The sequence below is a fragment of the Agrobacterium sp. MCAB5 genome (assembly GCF_052114365.1).
In the GTDB taxonomy this organism is placed as follows: domain Bacteria; phylum Pseudomonadota; class Alphaproteobacteria; order Rhizobiales; family Rhizobiaceae; genus Agrobacterium; species Agrobacterium tumefaciens.
Genome location: NZ_JBFREP010000012.1, coordinates 151,256 through 175,742, shown reverse-complemented (window position 1 = coordinate 175,742; position 24,487 = coordinate 151,256). Strand labels below are relative to the sequence as shown.

Annotated in this window: 17 protein-coding genes; 10 read left to right on the top strand and 7 right to left on the bottom strand. The window is 60.2% G+C overall.

Annotation, left to right across the window (positions count from 1 at the left end; all coding sequences use genetic code 11):
* Nucleotides 1-19: 19 nt before the first annotated feature.
* From AB4Z23_RS23265 to AB4Z23_RS23255, 3 genes are all read right to left on the bottom strand, one after another.
* A complete protein-coding gene (locus AB4Z23_RS23265; RefSeq protein ID WP_441360824.1) occupies nucleotides 20-1,042 on the bottom strand; it encodes an ABC transporter substrate-binding protein in 1,023 nt (340 codons plus the stop codon).
* Nucleotides 1,039-2,106 (bottom strand): LacI family DNA-binding transcriptional regulator, encoded by a 1,068-nt coding sequence (locus AB4Z23_RS23260; protein WP_003518110.1) that lies wholly within the window; start codon nucleotides 2,104-2,106, stop codon nucleotides 1,039-1,041. The genes AB4Z23_RS23265 and AB4Z23_RS23260 overlap by 4 nt, the downstream gene beginning before the upstream one ends.
* A 128-nt stretch (nucleotides 2,107-2,234) precedes the next feature.
* The gene (locus AB4Z23_RS23255) at nucleotides 2,235-3,161 is read right to left on the bottom strand and encodes a LysR family transcriptional regulator (protein WP_035200145.1); all 927 of its coding nucleotides are present in this window, start codon (nucleotides 3,159-3,161) and stop codon (nucleotides 2,235-2,237) included.
* A gap of 96 nt (nucleotides 3,162-3,257) precedes the next feature.
* Between AB4Z23_RS23255 and AB4Z23_RS23250 the strand changes: the two genes are divergently transcribed.
* Nucleotides 3,258-4,445, top strand: a complete 1,188-nt coding sequence (locus tag AB4Z23_RS23250) for an acyl-CoA dehydrogenase (RefSeq protein ID WP_035200144.1) — start codon at nucleotides 3,258-3,260, stop codon at nucleotides 4,443-4,445.
* Nucleotides 4,446-4,532: 87 nt separating this feature from the next.
* On the opposite strand, the gene AB4Z23_RS23245 is transcribed toward AB4Z23_RS23250, so the two are convergent.
* Nucleotides 4,533-6,632: a TonB-dependent receptor gene (locus tag AB4Z23_RS23245; protein WP_441360823.1), complete on the bottom strand. Its 2,100-nt coding sequence runs from the start codon at nucleotides 6,630-6,632 to the stop codon at nucleotides 4,533-4,535.
* Between the two features lie 272 nt (nucleotides 6,633-6,904).
* On the opposite strand from AB4Z23_RS23245, the gene AB4Z23_RS23240 reads away from it, so the two are divergent.
* Nucleotides 6,905-7,681 (top strand): IclR family transcriptional regulator, encoded by a 777-nt coding sequence (locus AB4Z23_RS23240; protein ID WP_019566931.1) that lies wholly within the window; start codon nucleotides 6,905-6,907, stop codon nucleotides 7,679-7,681.
* A 2-nt stretch (nucleotides 7,682-7,683) separates the two neighbouring features.
* Here the strand turns inward: AB4Z23_RS23240 and AB4Z23_RS23235 are convergent, their stop codons facing one another.
* A complete protein-coding gene (locus AB4Z23_RS23235) occupies nucleotides 7,684-8,985 on the bottom strand; it encodes an NtaA/DmoA family FMN-dependent monooxygenase (protein WP_441360822.1) in 1,302 nt (433 codons plus the stop codon).
* Nucleotides 8,986-9,185: 200 nt separating this feature from the next.
* Between AB4Z23_RS23235 and AB4Z23_RS23230 the strand changes: the two genes are divergently transcribed.
* The 7 genes from AB4Z23_RS23230 to AB4Z23_RS23200 all read left to right on the top strand — a co-directional run bounded on the left by AB4Z23_RS23230 (nucleotide 9,186) and on the right by AB4Z23_RS23200 (nucleotide 17,332).
* On the top strand, nucleotides 9,186-10,001 hold the full coding sequence (locus AB4Z23_RS23230) for an ABC transporter ATP-binding protein (RefSeq protein WP_034502490.1): 816 nt from the start codon (nucleotides 9,186-9,188) through the stop codon (nucleotides 9,999-10,001).
* Nucleotides 9,998-11,011 (top strand): iron ABC transporter permease, encoded by a 1,014-nt coding sequence (locus AB4Z23_RS23225; RefSeq protein WP_112492865.1) that lies wholly within the window; start codon nucleotides 9,998-10,000, stop codon nucleotides 11,009-11,011. Before AB4Z23_RS23230 ends, AB4Z23_RS23225 begins: the two co-directional genes overlap by 4 nt.
* A gap of 11 nt (nucleotides 11,012-11,022) precedes the next feature.
* Nucleotides 11,023-12,087 (top strand): FecCD family ABC transporter permease, encoded by a 1,065-nt coding sequence (locus tag AB4Z23_RS23220; protein ID WP_112492866.1) that lies wholly within the window; start codon nucleotides 11,023-11,025, stop codon nucleotides 12,085-12,087.
* Between the two features lie 23 nt (nucleotides 12,088-12,110).
* Entirely contained in the window at nucleotides 12,111-13,064 is a 954-nt protein-coding gene (locus AB4Z23_RS23215; protein WP_112492867.1) for an ABC transporter substrate-binding protein, read from the top strand.
* Between the two features lie 232 nt (nucleotides 13,065-13,296).
* Nucleotides 13,297-14,136: a siderophore-interacting protein gene (locus AB4Z23_RS23210; RefSeq protein ID WP_013762282.1), complete on the top strand. Its 840-nt coding sequence runs from the start codon at nucleotides 13,297-13,299 to the stop codon at nucleotides 14,134-14,136.
* Nucleotides 14,129-14,407: a phosphopantetheine-binding protein gene (locus AB4Z23_RS23205; RefSeq protein ID WP_112492868.1), complete on the top strand. Its 279-nt coding sequence runs from the start codon at nucleotides 14,129-14,131 to the stop codon at nucleotides 14,405-14,407. The genes AB4Z23_RS23210 and AB4Z23_RS23205 overlap by 8 nt, the downstream gene beginning before the upstream one ends.
* Before the next feature lie 69 nt (nucleotides 14,408-14,476).
* The gene (locus AB4Z23_RS23200; protein WP_441360821.1) at nucleotides 14,477-17,332 is read left to right on the top strand and encodes a condensation domain-containing protein; all 2,856 of its coding nucleotides are present in this window, start codon (nucleotides 14,477-14,479) and stop codon (nucleotides 17,330-17,332) included.
* 319 nt (nucleotides 17,333-17,651) lie between these two features.
* Here AB4Z23_RS23200 and AB4Z23_RS23195 read toward each other — a convergent pair whose 3' ends face one another.
* A complete protein-coding gene (locus tag AB4Z23_RS23195; protein ID WP_112492870.1) occupies nucleotides 17,652-18,998 on the bottom strand; it encodes a condensation domain-containing protein in 1,347 nt (448 codons plus the stop codon).
* Between the two features lie 48 nt (nucleotides 18,999-19,046).
* Nucleotides 19,047-23,216, bottom strand: a complete 4,170-nt coding sequence (locus AB4Z23_RS23190) for an AMP-binding protein (protein WP_441360820.1) — start codon at nucleotides 23,214-23,216, stop codon at nucleotides 19,047-19,049.
* An 81-nt stretch (nucleotides 23,217-23,297) separates the two neighbouring features.
* Between AB4Z23_RS23190 and AB4Z23_RS23185 the strand changes: the two genes are divergently transcribed.
* On the top strand, nucleotides 23,298-24,473 hold the full coding sequence (locus AB4Z23_RS23185; RefSeq protein WP_441360819.1) for an isochorismate synthase: 1,176 nt from the start codon (nucleotides 23,298-23,300) through the stop codon (nucleotides 24,471-24,473).
* The last annotated feature ends 14 nt before the right edge of the window (nucleotides 24,474-24,487 follow it).

The window sequence follows — 24,487 nt, the reverse complement described above, 5'->3', positions numbered from 1 at the left end:
TCCAAACCTTGATAAGGACTTACTGGCCGACCTTGGCGTTCCACTCCGACAGCCACTTGTCACGGTTGTCGAGCGTCACGGCGGAAGGAATGAGCTGCAGGCTTTTTGCGGTTTCGTCGCCATAGGTGATGTTGTTCGCCACCTCGTCGGACACCTTGACTTCCTTGTTGGTCGGGCTGTCCACGAGCTTTTCGGCCAGCACCTTCTGAACGTCGGTCGAGAGCCAGAAATCCATGAACTGCAGCGCCAAATCTTCGTTCTTCGTGCCCTTCGGCACCACGAGCACGTTCATGCCGCCGGTCTGGCCTTCCTTGGGCGTTGCCCAGGCAAGCGGCAGATCGAGCTTGGTAAAGGGCGCCCAGGAGAAGCGGCCGATGGGGGCGGCCCAGATTTCTTCCTGCTGCATGAGCTGCACCAGCTGCGAGGATTTCACGTAGAACGTGACGATATCGTCCTTCTTTTCGCCCACGGCTTCGATAGCGCCGGAGAGATCAGGCGTATCCTTGCCGATGGCCTTGCCCAGCATGTAAAGCGCCGGCGGGCCCTGATTGGTGGTGACATTTGGGAAAGCGACGTGGTCAACGATACCGTCCTTCAAAAGATCGGCCCAGCTGTCGATCTTCATCTTGTCTGTGCGGTAAACGATTGACGTGGCGTAAAAATTGACGCCGACGCTCATGCCGTCGCCATTCGGATCCTTGGCGATGTCATAGAGCTTGCCGATATTCGGCACCTTGGCGGCATCGATCTTCTGGATCAGGTCCTTGCGGGTGGCGGAAAGCGCATCCGCCATGGAAACAATGGCGAGATCGACCACCGGATTGGCCTTGTTGGCCTCCATCTTGGCGAGGCGCTCAACGCTGTTGCCGGTCTCGACGACCAGCTTGCAGCCGCATTGCTTTTCGAACGGTGTATAGACCAGTTCCTTGAATTCGTCCTGCGCGAAGGCGTAGACCGAGATCGTCAGCGTCTTGTCCTGCGCCTGCGCGGCACCCATCGTCAGCATCAGGGCGGTGCCCGATGCAAGAATGATTTTTTTCATGGTGTGAGTTCTCCTGCTGTCGTGTTTTTGGCTTCAATCGCATCATGCTTTTTTTCGCCGGTGGAGCCGCGCATGATCAGCGCCATCGGTACTTTCGAGATTTCTGCCGTGACCTCGGCAGCTATGCCGTTTTCGAAGCCCGCCTCGCCATCGATCGCGCGCAACAGCGCATCCACGGCCAGATCGGCGATGCGGCGCATATCCATGCGCATCGTCGTCAGCGGCGGCGTCACCACGGCGGAGAAAATCAGATCGTCGAAGCCGGTGACACTCGCCTCTTCCGGCACCTCGATGCCCTCGCGCTGCAATTCAGTGAGCGCGCGCAACGCATGCAGGTCGGATACGGCAGCAAAGGCAGTGAAACCATCCCTCACCTTTTCGGTAAGGCCGAGACGGCAACCCGCACCATCCGCCTTTTCAATGGCGTCCACCCACAGCGTTTCCGTGACGCAGGCCTTGCCCAAACCATCGCGAATGCCGCCGAGTCGGTCGTTCTGCACATTTGAGTCGCGGTTTTTGCCGATCAGCACCACCTTGTCGTGTCCGAGGGCTGCCAGATATTCGCCGATCTGCCGGCCGCCGTCCCAGTGGTCAGCGGCTACGGTGTTTCCGGGCGTCGAGGGGCTGTCGATCACCGCCACCGGGCAATCGACATCCGCGATACGCGTGCCGCGGCGGGGAACGACGACCATGCCATCCACTCCACGCTCGATCAGCCGGTTGATGGCGTCCGTCTGCATGGCGATCTCGCCGCGGGAGTCGGCGATCAAAACACCATAACCGGCATTGACGGCTGCCTTTTCGATGGCCTGCGCGATCTGTGGGAAGAGTGGATTGGCGATATCCGGCAGCACCAGCCCGAGAACTCCTGACCTGCCGGTGCGCAGCGCCCTGCCCGCCGAACTCGGCACATAACCAAGTTCGCTCGCGGTCTTGCGGATGCGCTCCACCAGTTCCGGCGAAACACGGCCCTTGCCTGACAGCGCATTGGACACGGTTGCAACCGACACGCCGAGTGCCGCTGCTATCGCGCTCAGATTGGTGGCAGGCCGTGAAGACGCCATGATGGTCCGAAAGGGCTGATTAAACGTTTAATCACGATAATCGACCAAAACCGTCCTGTCGAGTCCGGCCAGAGACAAAACCGGGCAAAAATCGAGGCACGAACTCTAAATGCCCGAAAAAAGTGCGCTTATTTTTCCAGTGGCAGATTGCCCGCGGCACGATAGGCCTCCACCTGCCGTACCAGCCAGTCGCGAAACAGCACGACTGGAACGTGGTTGGCACGGGATAGCGGCGCGACCGCATAATAGGAACTCGGGCTTTTGGCCTGATGATCGTAGGCTTTCACCAGTTGCCGCGATTTCAGTTCGTTATCGATCAGGAAAAGCGGCATCAAAGCCACGCCAAGTCCGGCGATACAGGCCTGCGCCACGCTGGAAAACTGCTCGAACCGCATGCCCTGCGGCAAGGCAAGCGAATGGCCGAGGCTCTCGAACCAGTGGCTCCAGGCACCAGGCCGCGAGGCCATGTGCAGCAGAGGCAGGCTGGCAATATCCTCACCCTTTTCGACCGGATGCGCCTTCAGGAATTCGGGGCTGCATACCGGCGCAACCATCTCATGCATTAGAAAGGTGCTTTCCGCCCCCGGCCAATCCGCCTGCCCGATGTGGATCGCCATATCCAGTTGCTCACGCTCGAAGTCGAACTGGCCGATGCGGGTGGCGAAATTGATGGTGATTTCCGGATGGCTGGAGACGAAATCAGGAATGCGCGGCAGAAGCCAGCGGGTGCCGAATGTCGGCAGCATCGCTAGATTGAGCGTATTGCCATGCGTTTTGGTCATGATCTGCAACGAGGCGGCACGTATCTCGCCAAGGGCTGCGGCAATTGATTTCGCGTAAGCACCACCCTCGTTCGTCAGTGACACCCCACGCGCGCCGCGCTCGAACAGCCGCACCCCAAGCTGTTCTTCCAGTGACATAACCTGACGGCTGATCGCCCCTTGCGTCAAGGCAAGTTCATCGGCAGCGGCTGAAAAGCTGCCAAGCCGGGCAACGGAATCAAAGGCGGCAAGCGCACTGGTGGAGGGCAGGAGTTTGCGGCTGAGAGATGTCATGACCTATTACTATAGGTAATGCAAAAATGAGTAAACATGGCTTGCGCGCGTGGGCTCGGATACGAATAATCCGGCCAGCAAATCCGGAGGCATAACGTGAGCGAACGCGCAGCATTCAATTGGCAGGACCCTTTTCTGCTGGAAGACCAACTGACCGAAGACGAGCGGATGATCCGCGACGCCGCCGCAGCCTTCGGCAAATCGGAACTTATGCCGCGTGTGTCCGAGGCCTATCTTTCTGAGACCACCGAACCGGAACTGTTCCGCCTGATGGGCCGCACCGGCCTTCTGGGCGTCACCCTGCCGGAAGAATATGGCGCCGCAAATGCCAGCTACGTGGCCTATGGTCTCGTGGCCCGCGAGGTGGAGCGGATCGACAGCGGTTATCGCTCGATGATGAGCGTGCAGTCCTCGCTCGTCATCCATCCGATCTTCGCTTATGGCTCGGACGAACAGAAGAAGAAGTATCTGCCCGGTCTCGTCTCCGGCGAGCTGATCGGCTGTTTCGGCCTGACCGAACCGGATGCCGGCTCCGATCCGGGCGGAATGAAGACCCGCGCCGAAAAGATCGCCGGCGGATATCGCCTGCGTGGTTCGAAAATGTGGATTTCCAATGCGCCCATCGCCGATGTCTTCGTCGTCTGGGCGAAATCCGAAGCCCACGACAACCAGATTCGCGGCTTCGTGCTGGAAAAAGGCATGAAGGGTCTGTCTGCACCGAAGATCGGCGGCAAGCTTTCGCTGCGCGCCTCCATAACAGGCGAGATCGTCATGGATGGCGTGGAAGTGGGCGAAGATGCGCTGCTTCCGAATGTTTCCGGCCTGAAAGGCCCGTTCGGCTGCCTCAACCGCGCCCGCTACGGCATTTCCTGGGGCGTGATGGGCGCTGCGGAAGATTGCTGGTTCCGCGCCCTGCAATATGGTCTCGACCGCAAGCAGTTCGGCAAGCCGCTGGCCGGCATGCAGCTTTACCAGAAAAAGCTCGCCGACATGCAGACCGAGATCGCTCTCGGCCTCCAGGCATCGCTGCGCGTCGGCCGCCTGATGGACGAGCACAAAATGGCGCCGGAAATGATCTCCATCATCAAGCGCAACAATTGCGGCAAGGCGCTGGATATCGCCCGCCAGGCCCGCGACATGCACGGCGGCAACGGTATCCAGATCGAATACCACGTGATGCGCCACGCCCAGAACCTCGAAACGGTCAACACCTACGAGGGCACGCACGACGTTCACGCGCTTATCCTCGGCCGGGCGCAGACGGGCATTCAGGCGTTTTTCTGAGACCTTCTCCGCATCATTTCCTTCATGAAAAAAGGCCTTCGAAAATCACTTCGAAGGCCTTTTTACTTTTCCGGTTCAGGCAATCGCTTAGAACGTGCCTCTGACACCAATGCCGAACATGCGCGGTTCGGTCATGCTGGCCTCGATGCCGCCAATGCCGCGGTTCTGCTGCATATAGGTCGGCGCACGCTCGTCGAAGACGTTCTTCACGTAAGCGTAGACCTCCATCTCCTCCTGGAACTTGTAGCTCGCACGCACATCGGCGATGGTGTAGGGGTCGATCGCATAGGCAGCCGTGTTGGCCGTGTCGGAATAATAACCGTCGATATGACGCACCTGACCCGAGACGGTGAACTTGTCGGTCACATCCCAGCTTGCCCCGATGCTGAACATGTAACCAGGCGATTTCGCGAATTCATTGCCTGCATAGCTGGCATTGCTGGAAATCTGGTCGATTTCGGTCTTCAGCACGCCGGCACTTGCCTTCAGCGTCAGATTGTCGAGAACCTGATAGTCGGCGCCGACTTCCAGACCATAGGCATGCGCTTTCTGCGCATTGATGGTGTAGGATTGAGTAATGCCTGACGAGATAACGACCGGAATATTGTACTGGGCGTTCTTGTAATCCATGTAGAACAGGTTGCTGTTGAGCGTCAGCCTGTCATCCAGCAGCTTCGCGCGCGTGTAGAGTTCGTAGTTCCAGATGGTTTCCTTCTCGAAGGGCAACCATTGGCCCGACGAGATGTTCAGCGATATGCCGCCGGGATTGTAACCACGGCTGATCATGCCGCCAACGGTCCAGTCATCATTGATCGCGTAAGCGAGCGTGGCCTTGGGAAGCAGTTCGGAGAATGTCTCGTCAAAATCCACCGCCCTGGCCGAATAGACGGAGCGGCCCGCCCGCTGGATACGGTCGGTCTGGTAACGCAGGCCGCCGGTAAGCGTCCACTGGTCCGTCAAACGATAGCTCAGCTCGCTGAAGATACCTAGATTGTCCTTGGTATCATCGAATGTCGAAACGCTGTTGTTGTATGTACCCCGCAGATAAAGAACTTCATCGGCCTGCGTGTGGGCATAAAATATGCCCGCGACGCCGCTCAGCACATCTTCCTGATCACCGAAGGTCACACGGGTCTCGTGGGACGTGTTCGTCTGATCGATATTGGCATCGCCATTATTGACCACACCCACCCTGCGGCGCGCGTCTGAGGCGGAAAACTGCGTCTGGTTGAAGAGTTTTACGCCGTTTTCAAAGTCGTAATTGATGTCGAGAATGCCGGTGTGGGTATTCTGGCTCCAGCTCGGCATGGTGGTGGTGATGTGGTTGAGATCCTCGAAAGGACGCGACGCCGCTTCCTGGCTCGGCCGGTTGGCGGCGTTATAGGAATAGGTCAGCTTGGTCGTCAGGCCCGGAATTTCCGGCGGTTCCCACAGAAGCTTGAAACGCGCGTTGAATTCCTTGAAATCCTGGTTGGTGCCTGCGTGGGCAAAACCGGAATTGATGTAATCGATAAAGGTATTGCGACCCGAATAATCGATTGCCAGACGCGCCGCCAGCTCGTCTTCGATCAACGGGCCTGAGACCGCAAAGGACGCCCGCTTCTGGTGATAATTCCCGATTTCCGCCTGATAGCTTGCTTCCGGCGTAAACGTCGGGTCCTTGGTATTGACGAGAATGGCGCCGGCAATGGCGTTAGCGCCCTGCGATGTGGTCTGCGGCCCACGGAAGACCTCGATGCTTTCGACATCCCAGATGGACGTCGCGCCATAGATGAACTCGTTATAACCGAGATAGTGACCATCGACATTGATCGTGGCGCGCGGCACGGTGCCGGCGAAGAATGCCGTTGCTCCGGTGTTCGGGCCCTGCGTGTCGAGACCGCGAATGATCGGGGCGCTGACATTGTCGGTATAAACAACGTTTGGAATGTCCTTGATCGCGTCTGAGACGGTTGGATCGCCTGTCTTTTCCTTTTTCAGTTCATCGCTGGATTTGACCGAGACGGAAGACGCCGTGTTCTTCATGTCGCGCGCGACTTTTTCGCCGGTCACCACAATCGGCTTGAGAACGGTCGTTCCCGAGGCCTCGGCCTGTTGCTCCTGGGCGAAAACCGGCGTCACAAACAGGGCGGCCAGCGTCAAAACGCTGACCCCGCCCATCAAACGGCCGCTAGAACGAAACCCCATAACACACCCCTAATAAACATGAGTATCAAAGTCATATTCAAGTAACGGAAGCGTTATCCGTTTCGCAATAGAGAATGCGTTCCGTATTGTGGACGGATAGGGTTCCGTAACGGGATGTGCCATATTTACAACAAAGTTTATCGACTGGCCGTTGTCGTGTAGTTCCCCGCCTCAAGGGGAAGGCTTTGAAATAGCTCAGAAATCGATTCCGATTTCCGGTCGGATGCGCTAGGCATGTTCACGACATAAATCGGGGAGCGGACTTGGACGCCATGGATGACGAGCCGGACAATCTGCCTGAAAACGACGGAGAGAAGCGCTCTGCCCTCATTCAGTCGGTCTCTATTGCTGCCCGTTTTCTCGACCTTCTGGCAAAATCGGACGGGGCGCTTGCACTCGGCGAACTCGCCAAACGCGCCGGCACAGGCCGTTCCACAGCTCATCGTTACCTGCAAAGCCTCGTGCGGGAGGGACTGGTGGCACAGGACCCTGCAACCGGCAGCTACGACCTCGGCCCAACCGCGCTCTCGATAGGCGTCAGCGCGCTCAGACGAATCAATCCGGTCGAAACCGCCGGTCGACAGATGAAAGCACTGGCCTCGCAGATCGGCGCCAGTTGCGGCGTGGCGATCTGGACCGATCGCGGCCCGACCGTGGTGCAATGGCACAGGAGTGCCAGCTTCTCCATCAGCACCGTGGCGCTGGGGGATGTTCTACCGCTGGATAACAGCGCCTGCGGGCTGGTTTTTCAGGCTTATCTGCCACCGGACAGGACAGCGCCGGTGCGCAAGCTGCAGCCGCCCGCCTTTCGCGGGTACCGCCCAGACGCTAAAGTCCTGCACGCCATTCGTGAGACGGGCGGCGCGGAACTCAACGAACACCTGTTCTCCGCCCTGACCGGCAAGGCCGCCCCGGTTTTCGACGCACAGGGCGAAATCTGTTGCGTCGTCACCACCGTTTCTTTCCTCGCGACCGCCGAGACCGAGCGGCACTTTCCGCAGCTTCTTGAAGCGGCCGGAAAGGCGACGGCAGAATCCGGCGGCTCGTAAACCTATCCGGCCAGGTGGTCGGCGAAGGTGCTGCCGGAATAGGCGGTGCGGAAGAGCCCGGCATCACCGAGCCTCGGAAGCAGCCGCTCCAGCACCAGCCGCATCGACGCGACCGAACCGCCAGGCACCGCGACAAAGCCGTCTATCGCGCCGGCCGCCACCCATTCGCGGATGCTTTCAAAAGCATCCTCAACCGTGCCGATGATCTGCCAATGGCCCGACCCCATCACTTCCGGACGCCGCAACAATTCGGCAACGCTCAGCGTTTCCCGTTCGATCAGCCGGCGGAGCAGATTGGCATGGGTGCGGCTTCTCGGTGTCTCGGGCGGCGGCGGCAAGTCAGACGGGGTCACGATCCGCGTGAGCGACCAGTCGGAAAGGTCAAGACCCGTCAGATTTTGAATGGATGCAAATACACGGCCATGGTTGGCCCTTGCGTGGGTCTCCGCAAACAGCTCCAGCGCTTCGTTCTTGGTGTCGGCCAGATAAAGACTGAGACCCGGCATCAGCTTCACCACATCTGGTGAGCGCCCATGCCGCTCCGCTCTTTGCCGCAAATCCGCCCGAAGTTCGATTGCCGCCTGCATATCCGGCGTCGAGGCAAAGACCGCATCCGCAACGGAGGCTGCGAAATCGCGGCCTTCGGGGGAAGCTCCAGCCTGCACCAGTGGAATACGGCTGGAATGGGCCGGCAGGTTGAGCGGGCCTTTGACGCTGAAGTGCTTTCCTTCATGCGCGATTGGCTGGACCAGCGACGAATCGGCAAAACGCCCGCTCTCTTTGTCCAGCTTTAGCGCCTCGTTGGGAAAGCTCGCCCAGAGCTGCTGTACTACCTGCGTGAACTCGGCGGCGCGTTCATAACGCTCCTGCGGCGACGGCATTTCTTTCAGACCGAAATTTTCGTGGCCGTCCAGCGCCGTGACGATGTTCCATCCCGCCCGGCCATTGCTCAGCCAGTTCAGCGATTGCAGTTGGCGGGCAACCACATAAGGCGGCAGGAATGTCGTTGAAACCGTGGATAACAGGCCGACATGGCTGGTCTCCCGTGCGATGGCGGCCAGAAGCATGTTCGGGTCCATGCTCGCAAATCCGCCGCCGTCCTCCAGCCCCTCAGTGCGCAGGAACAGCGTGTCGGGCCGGAAGACAAAATCCACATGCGCAGCCTCGGCGCGCTTTGCAAGATCGACGAAATAATCGCTGGAGAAAACCCCGTCTATACCGCTGTCTTGACGCCGCCATGCCTCGCCGCTGAGCCAGGTTGGCGCCAGCGACATGCCGACGTGAAGCTTGAGCGCGACTGACATGAAACACCTCGAATGAAAAAATCATCACGAAAACCGCGATGTGAATCGGCAAATTTCGATTTGTGGAGAATTTTACTATAGTTTAGTGTCGCTTCAAGACCAGCCTGTCGCGCTTGCCGGTACAGAACTCGATTTCCGCAAGTTCGATATGGGAATTCAACAGCTTAGGTAGGACGTGCGTCGAGTCGACGCATGGCCCTATGAATAACAGGAGTTGTAATCCGGTGCTTGATGCCACGGACCTTCATGCGAGTTACGGACACATCCCCGTATTGCAGGGCCTGTCTGCCCGCTTTCAAACCGGCCGCGTCACAGCGCTGGTCGGACCCAACGGCTGTGGCAAGTCGACGCTGTTGAAGACGATCATGGGTTTCGTGCCTTTATCATCAGGCAGGATAAGCCTCGGTGACCGCCTGATCGGCGCGATCGGACGCCGCGAACTCGCCCGCCGCATCTCCTATCTGCCGCAGGAATGCCATTGCCCTGACTATATGACGCTTGGCGAATTGATCGAGCTTGCGGGTTATGCGCGCTACGGGCTTGGCGGCGGTCCATCCGAACGCGACCGGGCGCTTTTTGCCGAAGCGCTTAAGACCGTCGGGCTGGAAGACAAGGCCAGGGCGCAGGTCAACACGCTGTCCGGCGGCCAGCGCCAGCGCGCCTTCATCGCCATGGTGCTCGCTCAGGACACGGAGGTGATCCTGATGGACGAGCCGGTCAACCATCTCGACATGAAATATCAATATGCCGTCCTCAGCCTCGTGCGCGAACTGACGGACAGGCACGGCAAAACTGTTATCGTCGTGCTGCATGATCTCAACCTCGCCTCCACCTTCGCCGATGACGTCATCATGCTGAAAGCCGGACGGGTTCTCGCCTCCGGGCCTGTCGCGAATACGGTCACATCAGCCAATGTTGCCGACGTCTTTGATCTCGAGGCCGACATATTTTCCCGGCAGGGGCGGCTCATCTGCGTGCCGCGGCTTGAGCGGCAGGAACAGGCCATTCCGGCATGACATCTAAAATAATGCTGATCTTTGCCGCCGCGATCTTGCTGGCCGCTGTTCTCGTCATCAACTTCGTGCTGATGACTGGCGACCTGCCACTTGCCGAAATCGCGACGACGCTCGTGCATGGCGAGGCCGAAACCTATGAACAGTCGGTTCTCCTCTATCAGCAAATCCCGCGCTCACTGATTGCGATCTATGTCGGCGCCACCACGGCCGTCAGTGGCTGCGTGCTGCAGGGGCTTGCCCGCAATCCTCTCGCCTCGCCCTCCACCCTGGGCCTGAATGCCGGTGCGACGCTTTTTGTGGTCGCCGGTGCGCTGGTGTTCGATTTCTCGCCCGAAATACAGGGGCTCATCGCGCTTATCGGCGCCGGCTTCGGCTTTGGCGCCTGCTTCCTCGTCGCCCGGCTGGCCGGGCGGTCAAACGATCCGCGCGGCCTGTCGCTCATCCTGTCCGGTGCGCTTGTCTCCATGCTGCTGATCGGCATCACCAATGCCCTCCTTTTGTCAAACCCCACACGTCGCGCCGAATTCCTGAGCTGGGTCGGCGGCAATATCAACCACGTCTATGCCGAGCGCCTCACCGATTTCTGGTGGATTGGCGCCATTGCGATGGTGATGCTCTGGTCGGTTGCCCGCCCGCTGACGCTCGTACTGCTGGGTGCGGAAAAAGCCGCTTCCGCCGGCGTCAACGTCACGCGCGTTTCCCGGGTGGCACTTTTCGCCACCATGCTGGCGTCCGGCTCGGCCGTGGCCATCTGCGGTCCCATCGGCTTCGTCGGCCTCATCGTTCCGCATATGGTCCGGCCGCTGGTCGGGGTGAATTTCACGCTCGCTTTACCCGCTTCCGCCCTTGTCGGGGCGAGTCTGTGCGTGGTGGCCGATCTGGGCGCGCAAACCCTGTTCAGGCCGTATGTGGTCAATACCGGACTGTTCATGGACCTGCTTGGCGGCCTCGTCTTCATCGTCATCGTCAAGCGCTTCTATCTTTCGCCTTCGGCCAATAAACTGTCATGAAGAGGGCTGTCATGAAAAGGCAATTGGCCACCGATGGCAAAGCGGTCCTGCGGCTGCCGAGCGGTCTGCAGATCGGCATCGGCAACCTAAAGGCCGGGCTTGCACTGATCCTGCTGGCGTTGGTGCTGGCCGCCATTTCCGTTAGTCTTGGAAATACACAGACCGGTCTCATTGACCTCCTGCGCGGCGTTGCCGGCGGGCATTTGAGCGACGATCAGGCCTATGCGCTGTGGACGGTGCGGCTGCCGCGCATCCTGCTTGGTTTCATGGCCGGATGGAGCGTTGCGCTGGCCGGGGCCATGCTGCAATCGGTCGCCCGCAATCCGCTTGCCGATCCCGGCCTGTTCGGTCTGAGCCAGGGATCAATGACCACCATAATGCTGCTTCTGGTGCTGGTGCCGGCGGCGCCCAAGATCATGGTGGCGCTTGCGGCCGTCGGCGGCGGCCTTGCGGTAGCTTTCCTGCTCATCGCGCTCGTGGGGCGCGAACGTTCCAGCGGGCTCGCCATCCTGCTGATGGGCATCGCAATCGAATCCGCCCTTTCATCAGTCTCATCAGTGCTTTTGCTCTACACACCAACGGAAACATCGCTGTCGCTTGCAGACTGGATGGCGGGTTCGCTGTTTCAGGCGAGCTGGCCGATCATCCTCGTATTCGCGCCTCTTTTCGCGGTCAGCCTTGTGGGCATTTTCCTCATCGGCCGGGCGCTTGCAGTCTTTGATCTCGGTAGCGAGATGGCCATGGCGCTCGGAGAAACGGTCAAACGCTCGCGCCCGCTCGTCATCGTTTTTGCGGTCATCCTCAGCTCCGCTTCCGTCACCGCTGTCGGCCCCTTGACCTTTCTCGGCGTCATCGCCCCGCATCTCGCCACCTTCGTGTCGCCCGCCGTCGGTCGCGCCAGGCTTTTCCTGTCGGGGCTGACGGGCGGCATTCTGGTGGTGACCGCCGATACGCTCTCGCGTGGGCTGGTGGCCGATACGCCAATGCCGATAGGCCTTGCGCTGACGCTGATCGGCGTGCCGCTTCTAATCCTCACGCTGCGCCTGCAGGCGCTGCGCAGAACCAACCGCCACTGAAGAAATTGAACAAAGGGTATGCCATGCGATTTGCCATCCTCGTTGCAGCACTTCTGACCGCCGGAAGCAGCCTTGCCGCAGAGCGAACCGTCACCGATGCCGCCGGCCGCACGGTCTCCATCCCCGAGCAGCCGCAGCGCATCGTCGTCATGCACGAACCGCTGCTGGGCGTGCCGCTGATGGATCTTGGCGCCAATGTGGTAGGCGCCTATGGCCGCAACAGCGACGGCAAATTCGCAACCGCCGTTGATTTCATCGACACCGTTCTCGGTGAAGGCCGCACGAAACCGAAAGGTTTCGGCGCGGTGGGTCAGATCGATCTGGAAAAGCTGAGAGCGCTGCAACCTGACCTGATCGTCGCCACGGAAATGGACAGCGGCAAGGCCGAGCAGCTTTCCACCGTCGCGCCCGTCTATCTGCAGAAGGTAAGCACTGGCCACACCTACGGCTTCAGCGTCGAAGAGAATCTTTCGGGTCTCGTTGGCAGAAGTGACGCTTTTGCCGAGCGCCGGAAGACCTATGACGAGAAACTCGCCACCGTCAAAAAAGCACTCGGCGAAGACGCAAAAGGCAAGACCTATCTCGCAATTCTGCTGACCGACCAGATCAACGCGGTCGGCGACATGTCCGGTGCGGTGCAGGCGCTCGAGGATCTGGGTTACGCACGGCTGAAAATCGACAACGCCACCTCGTCGGGTGGGCTGGGTTCCACCCTGGCGATGCCGCTCAGTGCCGAGGCTTTTGGCAAGCTCAACCCGGATCTGCTGGTGGTGATGAACAGCTATAACAGCCCCGCCCGAGGCGAAGCCGGAACGCGCGCCGCACTTGAAAAGATCATTCCCGGCTGGGAACGCTTCGTCAAACCGGCGCGTGACGGCCGGATCATCTTTCTCGATTCCAGCCGGGTCACGACGCCGTCCATCCCAAGCGCGCTGCACACGTTGGACGCGGTGGAAAGCTGGGCAGGCCGCCGTTAAACGCCTTTTCGACAAGCGTAATTCCGACGCAAACCATGCGCCGGACACAAACTTGAGTTTTTGAAGAAACTTATATTGCGACCGCCGGAACCGCCTGTTATGGTTTGCGCATCTTGACACAACGACGTCGGATCTCCCGCCGGAAAACTCCGGTGCGCGATTGTCCGGCATGCCGATCCGGGACAGCGAAACTGCCGATCCCCATCGGCGATATCCCAGGGAAGACAGCAACATGAGCATTGCACAAAGCATTGAAACCGGCGTTCCGGACCGGACACCCAAACGCCATCGTTACGCCGTCAAGCTACGCTGCCTTGACGTGGCCCGGGTGGAAAAACTCAGCCGGTCCATGGTGCGCATCGTATTGACCGGGCCTGAGCTTGAAGGCTTTGCCAGTCTCGGTTTTGACGACCACGTCAAGATGTTCTTCCCGCTTCCCGGCGAAACCGAACCTAACCTGCCGGTGATCGGCCCGAACGGCCTCGAATTTCCCGAAGGCGCGCCGCGCCCGCTCGCACGCGATTACACGCCGCGCAGCTTCGATGCCGAGAAGGGTGAACTCGCCATCGATTTCGCCACGCACCATGATGGCCCCGCCAGCAACTGGGCAAAATCCGCCAGGGTGGGTGACAAGGCATGGATTGCAGGCCCGCGCGGCTCGTTCACCATTCCCTTCACCTTCGACTGGCATCTGCTGATTGCCGACGATACCGGCCTTCCCGCCCTTGCACGGCGACTGGAAGAAATGCCCGAGGGCACCCGCGTCGTAGCGCTGATCGAAGTTGAGACGGAGGCTGATCGCCTGGACCTCGCCACGAAAGCTGACGCGTCGATCATCTGGGTAACGCAGGAGGCCGCGGGCGGCGCCGATCACGACGCCCTGACGGAGGCGCTGCGTACCCTTGAACTGCCTGAGGGCGATTTCTTCAGCTGGGTCGCCTGCGAATCTAAAGCGGCGAAAGACCTGCGCGCAATCCTGATCGGCGAGTACGGCGCGAACCCCAAATGGACGCGCGCTTCCGGCTACTGGCGGCGCGGAGCAAGCGGCGTTCACGATCATTTCGATGAATGAACCGGCAATCGCGGCGGCTGGCAAGCTGGAGGCGGACATGATGACGACGGAACTCAAAGCCCATCTCGCCAAGGTTCTGGACGATGAGGTGGGGCATATCGACCCGAACGCCAACCTGTTCGGCTGCGGACTTCACTCCCTCGCTCTCATGCGCCTGATCCCGCCGCTTTCGCAGCTCGCCGGCACGCGACTTCACTATGACGATCTCGCCCGTCAGCCCACGCTTGCCGCCTGGCAGGCGCTGATCGAGCAGTCGCGCGCGGGCTGCTGATCCCCGCAAGAGGGGACTTTTCCCGCCAAGCGCGACGTACCTCAACATTAGACTTCCAAGGAGAGGACCATGGCAGCAGATAATTCGCGCATGATTGCGCGCCGCATCGAACAAACCTTCGACAATGCGGACGAAGCCCCACGGAGCGGATCGCAGCCAAGCCAATATGAGGAGCGGGTCTGGTTCCAGCAGTTTCAGGACCCCGATCAGGTCTTCCGGCATATTCTCACCTACCGCATCGGCGGCGAGAGCGACCTTCTGCGCCTGACATCGGCACTGGAGACGGTTTGCGAGGCATGGCCCGAACTGCGCGTGCGGTTTTCCTTTGGAGAAGACGGCACCCTTGCCAAGAGCGTAGAGGCCCCTTCGGCATCTCTCGTGCAACTGTTTCAGACGGCATCGAAAGACGAAGCGGTAGCCCTTCTGCACGACCTTCAGGCAAGCCCGTTCGACGCGGAAATCGATCCGCCGTTTCAGGCCATCGTGCTCTTGAGCGAAGGAGAGGTACTGCTGGCGCTTCTGGTGCATGGCCTGCTTGGTGAATCCCTCTCGCCGCAGATTTTGCTGGGCGCTATTGCCGCAGCCTATGCTGGCGAGGCACCAAAGCCGCTTTCGCCGCGCATCACCGAAAACGCCATCGTCAATCCAGTTCCGCTCCCCTGGCTGCAAGGACCGGCCTCCAGCACGCCCGTCGTCTCTCTCCGAAATAACGGGACCAAGCCAGCGAGCCACTGCCACGGCGTCGATCTTCCGGCTGCCCTTCTCGACCCAAACGGCTCGGCGGCACCGGACGCGCTTCTGGCACGCACCGGCGCCCGTTTCGCGCTTTTTCTGGCGACCAAAGGCGATCTCGACACTGTTACCCTGCGCCTGCCGCTGCAACCCGGGAACGAGGCCGGCTTGCCGCTTCCGGCAGATGCGGTCGCCCGCGTCTCGATCTCACGTGGCCAGTCGCCGCAGGAGGCCGAAAAAGCCGTGCTGGCTGGGTTGGCCCGACATGGCAAACACAACGACGAGGTTGCCACCTTCACGCTTCAGGCGCTGGCAACATCGGCTGAAACCTCATCCGTCGAGCGGCTCCGGTTCGAGCGCCTGCCACTCCCCTCTCTCCAGTCCGGCCTTGGCCTGACGCTCGCTGCCGGCAGCACGGTTGATGGCCACATCCGTCTGGAACTGACCGGCGGCAAGGAGGCCTCGCCGCATGCGACGGCATTCTTGCTGGAACGTTTCGTCGCCCATCTCGAAGGCGGCGCGGATTTTTCCGACCTTACGCATCAAACCTCGTCCGCAGGGCCGGAGGCTGCAGCATCCCTGCCCGCCGCCTCCCGCTCCAGCGACGACGAGACTGCCGCAACGATCCTTGCCGAATTCCGCGAAGCGCTTGCGTCGCCAGACATGGGACCGGATGACGATTTCTTCGATTTTGGCGGCCATTCGCTGATCGCCACCCGCATCATCGGACGCCTTTTGAGCAATCACGGCATCGAAGTGCGTTTCAACGACCTGTTTAGCTACCCCACCGCCGCGTCGCTTGCAAAACAGGCGACCCGCCTCGAAACCGCAGCACCCGCACAGGCGGAGGCGACGGAAACGGGCTCGCTTACCGCGCCGCTGTCGCTGGCACAGATGTCGCTCTGGAAAGCCTATGCCGCCTTCGGTTTCGGCGAGATTTTCAACATCCCCTTCGCGCTCGATTTCCTCGATCCGGTGGATGAGAGCGCTTTCGAATGTGCATTCCTCGATATTATCGAGCGTCATCCCGGTCTGCGAACCCATTTTTACGTCGAGGATGGCACGGTTCTGCAGAAGATCGTGCCAATGCACGACCTGCCCGGCTACAAGTGGTTCTGGACGAGTGAGGAAAGCGAAGGCGTGGACCGGCATACGGAAGCGTCCTGGCGGTTCGACCTTGCCCGCGAATTGCCGATGCGGCTGCGTTTCCTGCGCAATCCCCAAACCGGCGGACAGGTGCTCTCTTTCCTCTTCCACCATATCGTGCTGGACGAATGGTCGGTAAACCTGATGATGGACGAGTTGACTGAGGCCTATAGGGCAAGAGCCACCGGCAAGGCTCCCGTCTTTGCGAGCAAGCCCGCACCCTTCCATGAATTCGCCAGAAAACAGGTGGCATCCGGCGTCAACGGCGACCACCTTGTCTACTGGACCGATATGCTGCGGGATGCGCCGAAGGGTCTTGCCCTTACCGGACAGAATAGCACGCCGACAGATGCTTCGCATGACGAGGCGCCGGCGGGCGGCTGGATCGAGTTCAAGCTGGAAAAACACGTCAGCGACGGACTTTACGCCATCGCCAAGCAGAACAGCGCTTCCCTGTTCAACGTCGTTTATGCCGCCATCGCCGCGTCGCTGCGACATCTGGGTGGGTTGAGCGATCTCGTGGTCGGCACATCGGCGTCCGGCCGCACCGACAGCGGCTATTTCGATACGATCGGGTATTTCACCACGGTCGTTGCCCATCGTGTGCGTTTCCGCGAGGAGATGACTGTCGGCGAACTGATCTCCTCGGTGAAGAACACGGTCAACGGCTCTCTTGAACACAGCGAAATCCCGATCGATCTCGTCGAAGAGGCGCTTGGCATGACACCGGGTCGAGATCATCTGTTCGAGGTATTCATCCAGATTCACGCCAAGAACAAGCTGAACGGCACTCTTACAGGACCGGACGGCAAAGCCGTCGAGTTCCGCCAGATCGATCCCGACAAGCACGAATCCATGCTGGGGCTGCAATTCGAGGTAATGGAAGAAACGATTGGCGGCGAACGCTCCATCCGCGTGTTGATGAGCTACCGCTCCGACCGTTACGGCCCCGAGGATGTCGACCGGCTGCGCACGACCACCAGCGGCGTCTTCAGCCGTTTCGCCGAAGCAGGCGCTTCGGGCCGTGTGCTGACCACGCTAGCCTGAGTGCTGGCCAGGCTTCCCAATAAACCCGGCTCCGCATGGCGGCGCCGGGTTTTGCTTTTTAACAAATGTCCGGAAAGCTCCCTTCCGTCATGCTCGGGCCTGTCCCGAGCATCTGCGACGTCTGGATTTAATTGGACGTGATTGGATCCTTGGGACAAACCCAAGGATGACGTTGTGTGGGAGGAGAGCATGTCACCCCATCAGGCAGGGTTTTGCATAACGGAGCCGGGTTTATCACATCCGCACCCAGTCACTCCCGACCAAATGCAGAGTGACGGCAGAGAGATTTCCGTCCCCTTCTTGCAGAGTACCCGGCTTCTCAAACCGCCAGACGGAAGGCCGAGGAAACCTCTCCGGCCGGAACCGCCAGCGCCTCGTCGCGCAGCATGGCATCCAGAAACAGCGGCAACTCCTCACGGTAACGCGCGAAATCGTCGGCTTCGGTCAGTGCGGAATCCGCGTCGATATGCAGGTTCAGATCACTGCCGTCATCCTCACCACGGAAGGTCAGGTTGAACCCGTCGCCCGGACCATTGGCGAGAATGTGTCTGATAACGGCAAGCCCTGCAAATACCGGCGCGCTGAAGGGCAGGACGTTGATAAGCGGTGAGAAGAAGAACCGCCGGCCCTTTGATATGTTGCGATCGGCGGCGATCTGTTCGATGCGGTAGCGGCCATGCAGGCGCTGCCGGCGCAGATTGGCGGCATTGCGCGCAAGGAAGCTACCAAGGCTCTCCTGCGGTTCTATCGTCAGATGGAAAGGCAGGATATTGACGAGCATGGCGGGCATATGCGCGCCGACACTGCCCCAGCGGCTCATGAAGGGCAGCCACAGCGTCAGCACATCGCGATCCGGGCGCGGCAATACGCGGTGAAGATAAAGGCCTGAAAGCAGCACCAGCAGGTCCGGCCAGCCTATCTCCAGTGCGCCGGATATCTGTTGCAGTCTTGCGCTGAAACCTTCCGGCAACCCCGCATCGGCATGCAGGCCGCCGCCACCGTAATCCTCGCAATCCTTGTCCAGCACGGGCAGATCCACCGGCGGCGCGAGATAGGCCGTCCAGAACTCGCGGTCCTTTTCGAAACGGCGGCTTTGCCGGTAGGCGTCCTCTTCGGCAAGAAAACTGGGGAAAGGATGGAAATCCGGACCCGCCTCGCCCTTGCCGCAATAGTGCCCGTAAAGCTGCCCGCAGCGCTGCTCCACCAGCGTAAGACCATAACCGTCGACGACGATATGATGGGCACGGATATACCAGAGGTAGCGATCGTCGGCGATGCGGTAAAGCACCTGGGCGGACAGCTTGTCGGTTCGAAGATCAAGCCTTGCCTCGACATCCGCGTTCATGCGCCCCAGCGCTTCCTCGAAAGGCGCGGGATGGGCACGGAGATCGACAAGCTCGACCATCGGAGCGTGGAGCGGATCGCAGCATTGCTGCGGCGTCTCGCCATCCTCACCGACGCGAAAACGGATAGACAGAACTTCCGATTCGCGCACGGTGCGCCTGATTGCCTCAAGCAGAGCGCCTTCGTTCACGGCACCGGAAAGCTCGATGTAATGGGCGACGGTAGAGACCGGTTCGTCGGGATGGAAGGAAAACTCCTCCCAAAAATCGAGTTGCGGCTGGGTCAGGGGAAGCCAGCCGCCGGCAGGATCGATATGCGCCATCTGTTTTTCCTTGAATTATTTCCGTAATTTTGGCCGCAATGATGCGGCTCATGCCGCCGAAGCGGGTAAAAGCGAACTGACCTGTTTGGCGTTCCGGCAACGCAGGAGTTGCTGCGGCGAAAGCTCCACGCCGAAGGCGCTGCGAATTTCGGCCGAGACGGTTTTCAGATGCGAAGGCAAAAGGCCAAGCGCCAGCAGATCGCTGGTCGTGTCCACATTCGCCGGGTTTTTGCCCAGTACGCCGAGATAGATATCCAGCACGCGGCGATCACCCTGATCGGCGACTTTGATTGTTACAGCCGCAGGTGCCTTTGCCGGTTCCACTGCCGTCAGCAATTCGCGGGCGCGGCGGCGATCCGGCTTGCCATTAGCCGAGAGCGGCAGATCGGCCACATTGAGAAAGCGGCCGGGCACATGCGATTCCGGCAGATGCCTGCGGGCGAAATTGCGCATATCGGCGGTGGAAAGCTCAAGGCCGGGCATCGGAACATAAAGCACGCCGATAGCGGCCTCCCCCTTTTGCTCGGCACCGTAATCCACCACCAGTACACGCTGGATGGAGGGGTGGCGGATAAGTTCATTTTCCACATCCGGCAGCGAGACCCGCACCCCGCGCACCTTGACGTAACCGTTGACCCGGCTGGCGAACATGATCTTGCCATCCGGCCGGTAACGGCCCCTGTCTCCGGTGCGAAAAGCGCGCACCGCATGTCCATCCGGATCGCTGACCGTCACGAAATCCGTCTGGGTAATGGCGCCATCTTCCAGATAGCCGATCGCCACATTCACGCCCACTGTGTGGATGCGCCCGACAACGCCCGTCGGGCAATGGCCGCCCTGATCATTGAGGATGAAATAGCGATTGCTTGGTAAGGGATGCCCGTAGGGTATCGCCGTGGTATCGGCTGTCACGATCTCGTGCCAGATGCTCCAGATGGTCGTTTCCGTCGGCCCGCCCAGCGATATCAGCCGAGGTTCAGGTTTCAGCCGGCGCAACTCCTCGATGACCACGGGCTTGATGTAATCACCGCCCTGCGCGACGAGCCGGAGCGAGCCGAGCTGGTCGCCACGATGGCAGGACAGGAGCATCTCAAGAATCGCCGGCACCGAGCACCACAGCGTAACGCCGTGTTCGGCCACCAGCTCGTTCCAGCGGACCGCATCCTTCTCCTCGCCAGGTTCCGGCAGCACCAGTGTAGCACCGGCGGCAAGCGACCCAAAAACATCGAAGACCGACATGTCGTGGTGCAAGATGGCCGGGCGGCAATTGGTCAGCAGATAGTGCAGGCGATCTTCCGGCGAGCTCGCATCGATCGGCACCCAAATGGCGCCGATAAGTGCAGCGGCGAGCGTGACGGCTGTGTGCTCCGGGCTGCGCGGCAGGCACACCGCTACGACATCGCCCCGGCCAATGCCGCGCGTCTTAAGGCCCGCCATCGCCCGCGCCACCGCGTCGCCAAGTTCGTGATAGGAGATGCGCCGTTTGCCGTTGATCAGGGCCGTGCGCGATCCGTCTCCTTCGAAAAGATGCGAGGCGATCCGTTCCAGTAATGGCGGGCAGACGAAGTTCCGCTCGTCGCCATTCAGCCGGTAGTGCGACAGGTCGACGACCTCACGGAAATTCATCGAAAACGTCCCGCTGGCGGTGATCGCGGTAATCGCACGCTCTATGGCACCGAGAATGCCAGCCACCATTCCGGCATCGATCGCCTGCTCCGCATAGTCGATAGCAAGGACGAGATCGCCATTCGGATCTTGCGAAAAACGGAAATCCAGCGCGACTTGGGGCGTCTGGGTAAGCCCGTCCGTCCACCGAAGCGTCGAAGCTTGCGAAAGCGTGGGCCATGAAAGGCCGTTGGTGATGACGACAGGCAGGGCGAGCCCACCCGGATTGGCGTTGAGAAGGATGCGATTGAGATCGATCCCTGAAAAAGCCAGATGATTGAGGCCCTCAAGCACATCGGTTTGCAAAGCTGCGGCCCGCTCCGCAAAATCGCCCTTGGCCGCATCCCATTTGACTGCGATGAAGCTCGAGCGATTGGCAAACGCGCCTTCCACCTGCGGGGCGACAGGAATGCCGACGACGAGGGCACCTTCGTTCAGCCAAAGCGACAGCACATCGAGGATTACCGCCGTCAGCGCAGAATTCTTGAACAGCCGCTCTTTCGCGCCGATCCGTGAAAAGGCGGTAAAGCGTTGTTTTTCCACGGTCAGGCTCTGGCGGCTGTAACGCGAAACGGCAATGGTTTCGAGCGGGGCTTTCCAGGGCAGTTGCGAGGGCACTTCCGCACCCTCAAGTTTCTCAGCCCAATATGCGGCATCCTCGGCACGGGCCGCTGCTACATCTTGCTGCGCGGCGGTGGCTGCGACGGCTGATCCGGGCGGCACGACATCATCGAAGAGTTCCGCCGCAAGGCTGGCTATTCCCCGTCCGTCGAGAATAAGGGCGTCGAAGCGCAGGAAGACCGCCACGCTGTCCCCCACCGCAACCTCCGGCAGACGAAAGACCGTGACCTGCCAGGGAGAAGCGGCAAGATCGAAATGGGCATGGGAGAAATCCTGCCGCACGGTGTCGATCCGCTGTTCGGCTTCGGAAGCGGACAGGTCCGAAAGATCAACAATATCAAGGTTTAGCTTCGGCTCATCCGAGATCACCTGCACCAGACGCCGCTCATCGATGTGGGTGCGCAGGCTTTCATGCCGCTCGACCATTGCGGTAAGGCGCGAGCGAAGCAATGCGGGATCGATATTGCCGCGATATTCGCGGAACTCCTGCATCGCCACGCCGCTCAGCGGCAGATGGGTGCCGCGACCGAGCAGATAGGCCTTTTGCAAGGCTGAGAGTGGCCGTTCCATGGATTTTCCTTTTGTCTGCACTGTCGCTTCAGGCGCTTGCAAGCCTAATCGCTCAACGGTCTCGGAAGCGAGATCGGGGCTGGCGGCGAGGTAGCGAAGAAGGGCGGTATGGGCGTCGAACAGGGCTCGCAGCCAGCTTTCCGGCAGCGCATCGAGCCGCACATCCCAGTTGATCAAAAGCCCGCCATCGAGCGCTGCGACCTGCGCATCCAGCGCAACTCCAGGCCCCTGCGAGACGGTGTGGATCATCGGGCCGAACACGCGCGCCACATTTTCCGAAAACAACTCGCCCCCGGGCAAATCGACACCCGCGGTAAAGACAACCGGTGAGGTCTGCAAACCGCCGCGCAGGCGGGAAAGGTCGCGCATGACGCTGACCCCGGGATAGGACTGGTGCGCCAGAAGCCCGTTCATCTCTCCGAACAGCCGTCCAAGCAGTCGCTCAAGGCTCTCCTCAGGCCGGATATCAACGCCAAGAATGAGCACATTGGAGAATTCGCCGACGATGCCATCGACCCCTTCCACCAGCGGCGCGCGCCAGAAAGCCGGCACGGAAAGCCGGAACTTTTCCGTATTCGTCGCCTGCGAAAGCACCACTGCAAAGATACCAAGCAACAGGGTCGACGTGGTCACGCCGCAGCGCCGCGCCACCCGTTCCAGACTGCTGCGTTCAGCCGGAGAAAGTCTTGCTGCAAGGCGATCGGTGTGAACGGCGCGTGACGGGTCCTCGGGCAAAAACGGCAATGGCGGTGCCTCCGGAATATCGGCAATATGTTGCCGCCACCACAGCCGGTCCCTTTCACGCTGGGCTTTGAGTTCCGGATCGGATGCAAGACGTTCCGCCCAGCTGAAAAACGATGGTGGTGTATCCCCCAATGGCTCGAGTTCGTCCGCGTCGGCTTCATAAAAGCGGGCGAGATCTTCCAGCACGATACGTATACTGGCGGGATCGATGGCCAGCATGTCGGTATCCAAATGCAGCCTGGCGCGACCTGCGGGCAGCAGGCTGAGCGACACTGCCGCCGGCGGGGCAACGCGTAGATCGATCTGGCGATGGCTCCACGCCTCACGTTTGGCGGCAAGACGGTGCGCAAGCGCCTCCTCATTGAGAGACGCCATGTCCTCCACGCCGAGGCGGAGCGGCCGGCCGGCGGGGTCCGCCGTCTGTCGCCCTTCCGCATCGATCCTGAGGCTGAGCATGGGGTGACGCCGGCAAAGCCTTTCGACCGCGACGGCCAGTCTTTCCGCCTCCAGCCCCTTGCCTTCGAACTCGAGATAGAGATGCGGCGTAACTTTTCCGAGTATCCCGTCCGCCTCTCGGCCGACCCAGTAGGCAACCTGCATGGGGGTTAAATTTAGCATGTGAATTTGCACCGATTGACAAAACATGATTATCATAATCAAGTATAAGCCACCGTCAACCACTCGCACAGGAGGCATCCCATGAAAACGGGAGCACTCAGGACGAATGACGTCGATTCCGACGAAATTACTGATTTTGATAGAGAATTTCTGTTCACTTCTGGCTCGGGCGAACTGCGAGCCAGAGGCATTCGCGAAAGGATAACGATTCCTGCCCATGGCGCCGAAGATGCGGGAAGCCCTTTGCAGAAGGCGATAAAGGCCGCTTTTGAGAGGGCGCGCAGGGCCGGACAGGACAATCCCATCGCCATTGGCGCCATCCCCTTCGACGTCAACGAGCCATCCTGCCTGTACATTCCCAACAACCATGAGTGGAATCCAAAGGGTACCGCTTCGATCTCGACTGATTCGGCGATGCCAACGCTTGTCGGCCAGAACAGCCTGCCCGATGAAAATGGCTTCAAGCGCGCCGTCGAGCATGCCATCGTCAATTTCCGCCATTCCGATGTCCGCAAGGCAGTGCTTTCGGTCATGCGCGAACTGACCTTCGCCTCCGAGGTCAATGTCGAAAGATTGCTGGCCAGCCTCGCCAAACAGAACCGCGAGGGTTACCAGTTCCGCATTCCGCTACCCGATGGCGGCGATCTGATCGGCGTGAGCCCCGAACTCCTCATCCGCAAGCAGGGTGAAAAAGTCATCTCGAACCCGCTCGCGGGCTCGGCAAAACGCATGGCTGACCCGGTAGCGGACAAGGCCAATGCAGACCGGCTTTCGGCTTCGGAAAAAGACCATTACGAGCATAGCCTCGTGATCGAGGATATGCGCTCGCTGCTTACGCCTTGCTGCACTGAAATCGACGTTCCCGAAAAACCCTCCCTCATCAACACGGCCGCTCTCTGGCATCTTTCGACGCGCATCGAGGGTCGCCTTGCTGATCCCGAGACCAATGCGCTGCAACTCGCGTGCCTGCTGCATCCCACACCTGCTGTTTGCGGTTTCCCTACCGAACGTGCCCGCAGGCTTATTCGCTTCGTCGAGCCTTTCGAGCGTGGGCTGTTCACCGGCATGGTCGGCTGGACGGATGCCGAGGGTAACGGCGAGTGGGTGGTGACAATCCGTTGCGGCACCGTGCAACGGCAAACCGTGCGGCTGTTCGCAGGCGCCGGCATCGTTGAAGCCTCGGAACCCGAATCCGAATGGGCCGAGGTGCAGACCAAGCTCAAGACCATGCTGAACGCCTGCGGTCTTTCTGCCTAATTTTCCCAGGGACA

Coding starts and splice junctions, on each gene's coding strand:
- AB4Z23_RS23215 (WP_112492867.1), top strand. CDS start 12,111: ATGCGATTTGCCATCCTCGTTGCAGCACTTCTGACCGCCGGAAGCAGC.
- AB4Z23_RS23225 (WP_112492865.1), top strand. CDS start 9,998: ATGACATCTAAAATAATGCTGATCTTTGCCGCCGCGATCTTGCTGGCC.
- AB4Z23_RS23255 (WP_035200145.1), bottom strand. CDS start 3,161: ATGACATCTCTCAGCCGCAAACTCCTGCCCTCCACCAGTGCGCTTGCC.
- AB4Z23_RS23245 (WP_441360823.1), bottom strand. CDS start 6,632: ATGGGGTTTCGTTCTAGCGGCCGTTTGATGGGCGGGGTCAGCGTTTTG.
- AB4Z23_RS23210 (WP_013762282.1), top strand. CDS start 13,297: ATGAGCATTGCACAAAGCATTGAAACCGGCGTTCCGGACCGGACACCC.
- AB4Z23_RS23265 (WP_441360824.1), bottom strand. CDS start 1,042: ATGAAAAAAATCATTCTTGCATCGGGCACCGCCCTGATGCTGACGATG.
- AB4Z23_RS23235 (WP_441360822.1), bottom strand. CDS start 8,985: ATGTCAGTCGCGCTCAAGCTTCACGTCGGCATGTCGCTGGCGCCAACC.
- AB4Z23_RS23185 (WP_441360819.1), top strand. CDS start 23,298: ATGAAAACGGGAGCACTCAGGACGAATGACGTCGATTCCGACGAAATT.
- AB4Z23_RS23200 (WP_441360821.1), top strand. CDS start 14,477: ATGGCAGCAGATAATTCGCGCATGATTGCGCGCCGCATCGAACAAACC.
- AB4Z23_RS23220 (WP_112492866.1), top strand. CDS start 11,023: ATGAAAAGGCAATTGGCCACCGATGGCAAAGCGGTCCTGCGGCTGCCG.
- AB4Z23_RS23240 (WP_019566931.1), top strand. CDS start 6,905: ATGGATGACGAGCCGGACAATCTGCCTGAAAACGACGGAGAGAAGCGC.
- AB4Z23_RS23190 (WP_441360820.1), bottom strand. CDS start 23,216: ATGCTAAATTTAACCCCCATGCAGGTTGCCTACTGGGTCGGCCGAGAG.
- AB4Z23_RS23230 (WP_034502490.1), top strand. CDS start 9,186: ATGAATAACAGGAGTTGTAATCCGGTGCTTGATGCCACGGACCTTCAT.
- AB4Z23_RS23260 (WP_003518110.1), bottom strand. CDS start 2,106: ATGGCGTCTTCACGGCCTGCCACCAATCTGAGCGCGATAGCAGCGGCA.
- AB4Z23_RS23195 (WP_112492870.1), bottom strand. CDS start 18,998: ATGGCGCATATCGATCCTGCCGGCGGCTGGCTTCCCCTGACCCAGCCG.
- AB4Z23_RS23205 (WP_112492868.1), top strand. CDS start 14,129: ATGAATGAACCGGCAATCGCGGCGGCTGGCAAGCTGGAGGCGGACATG.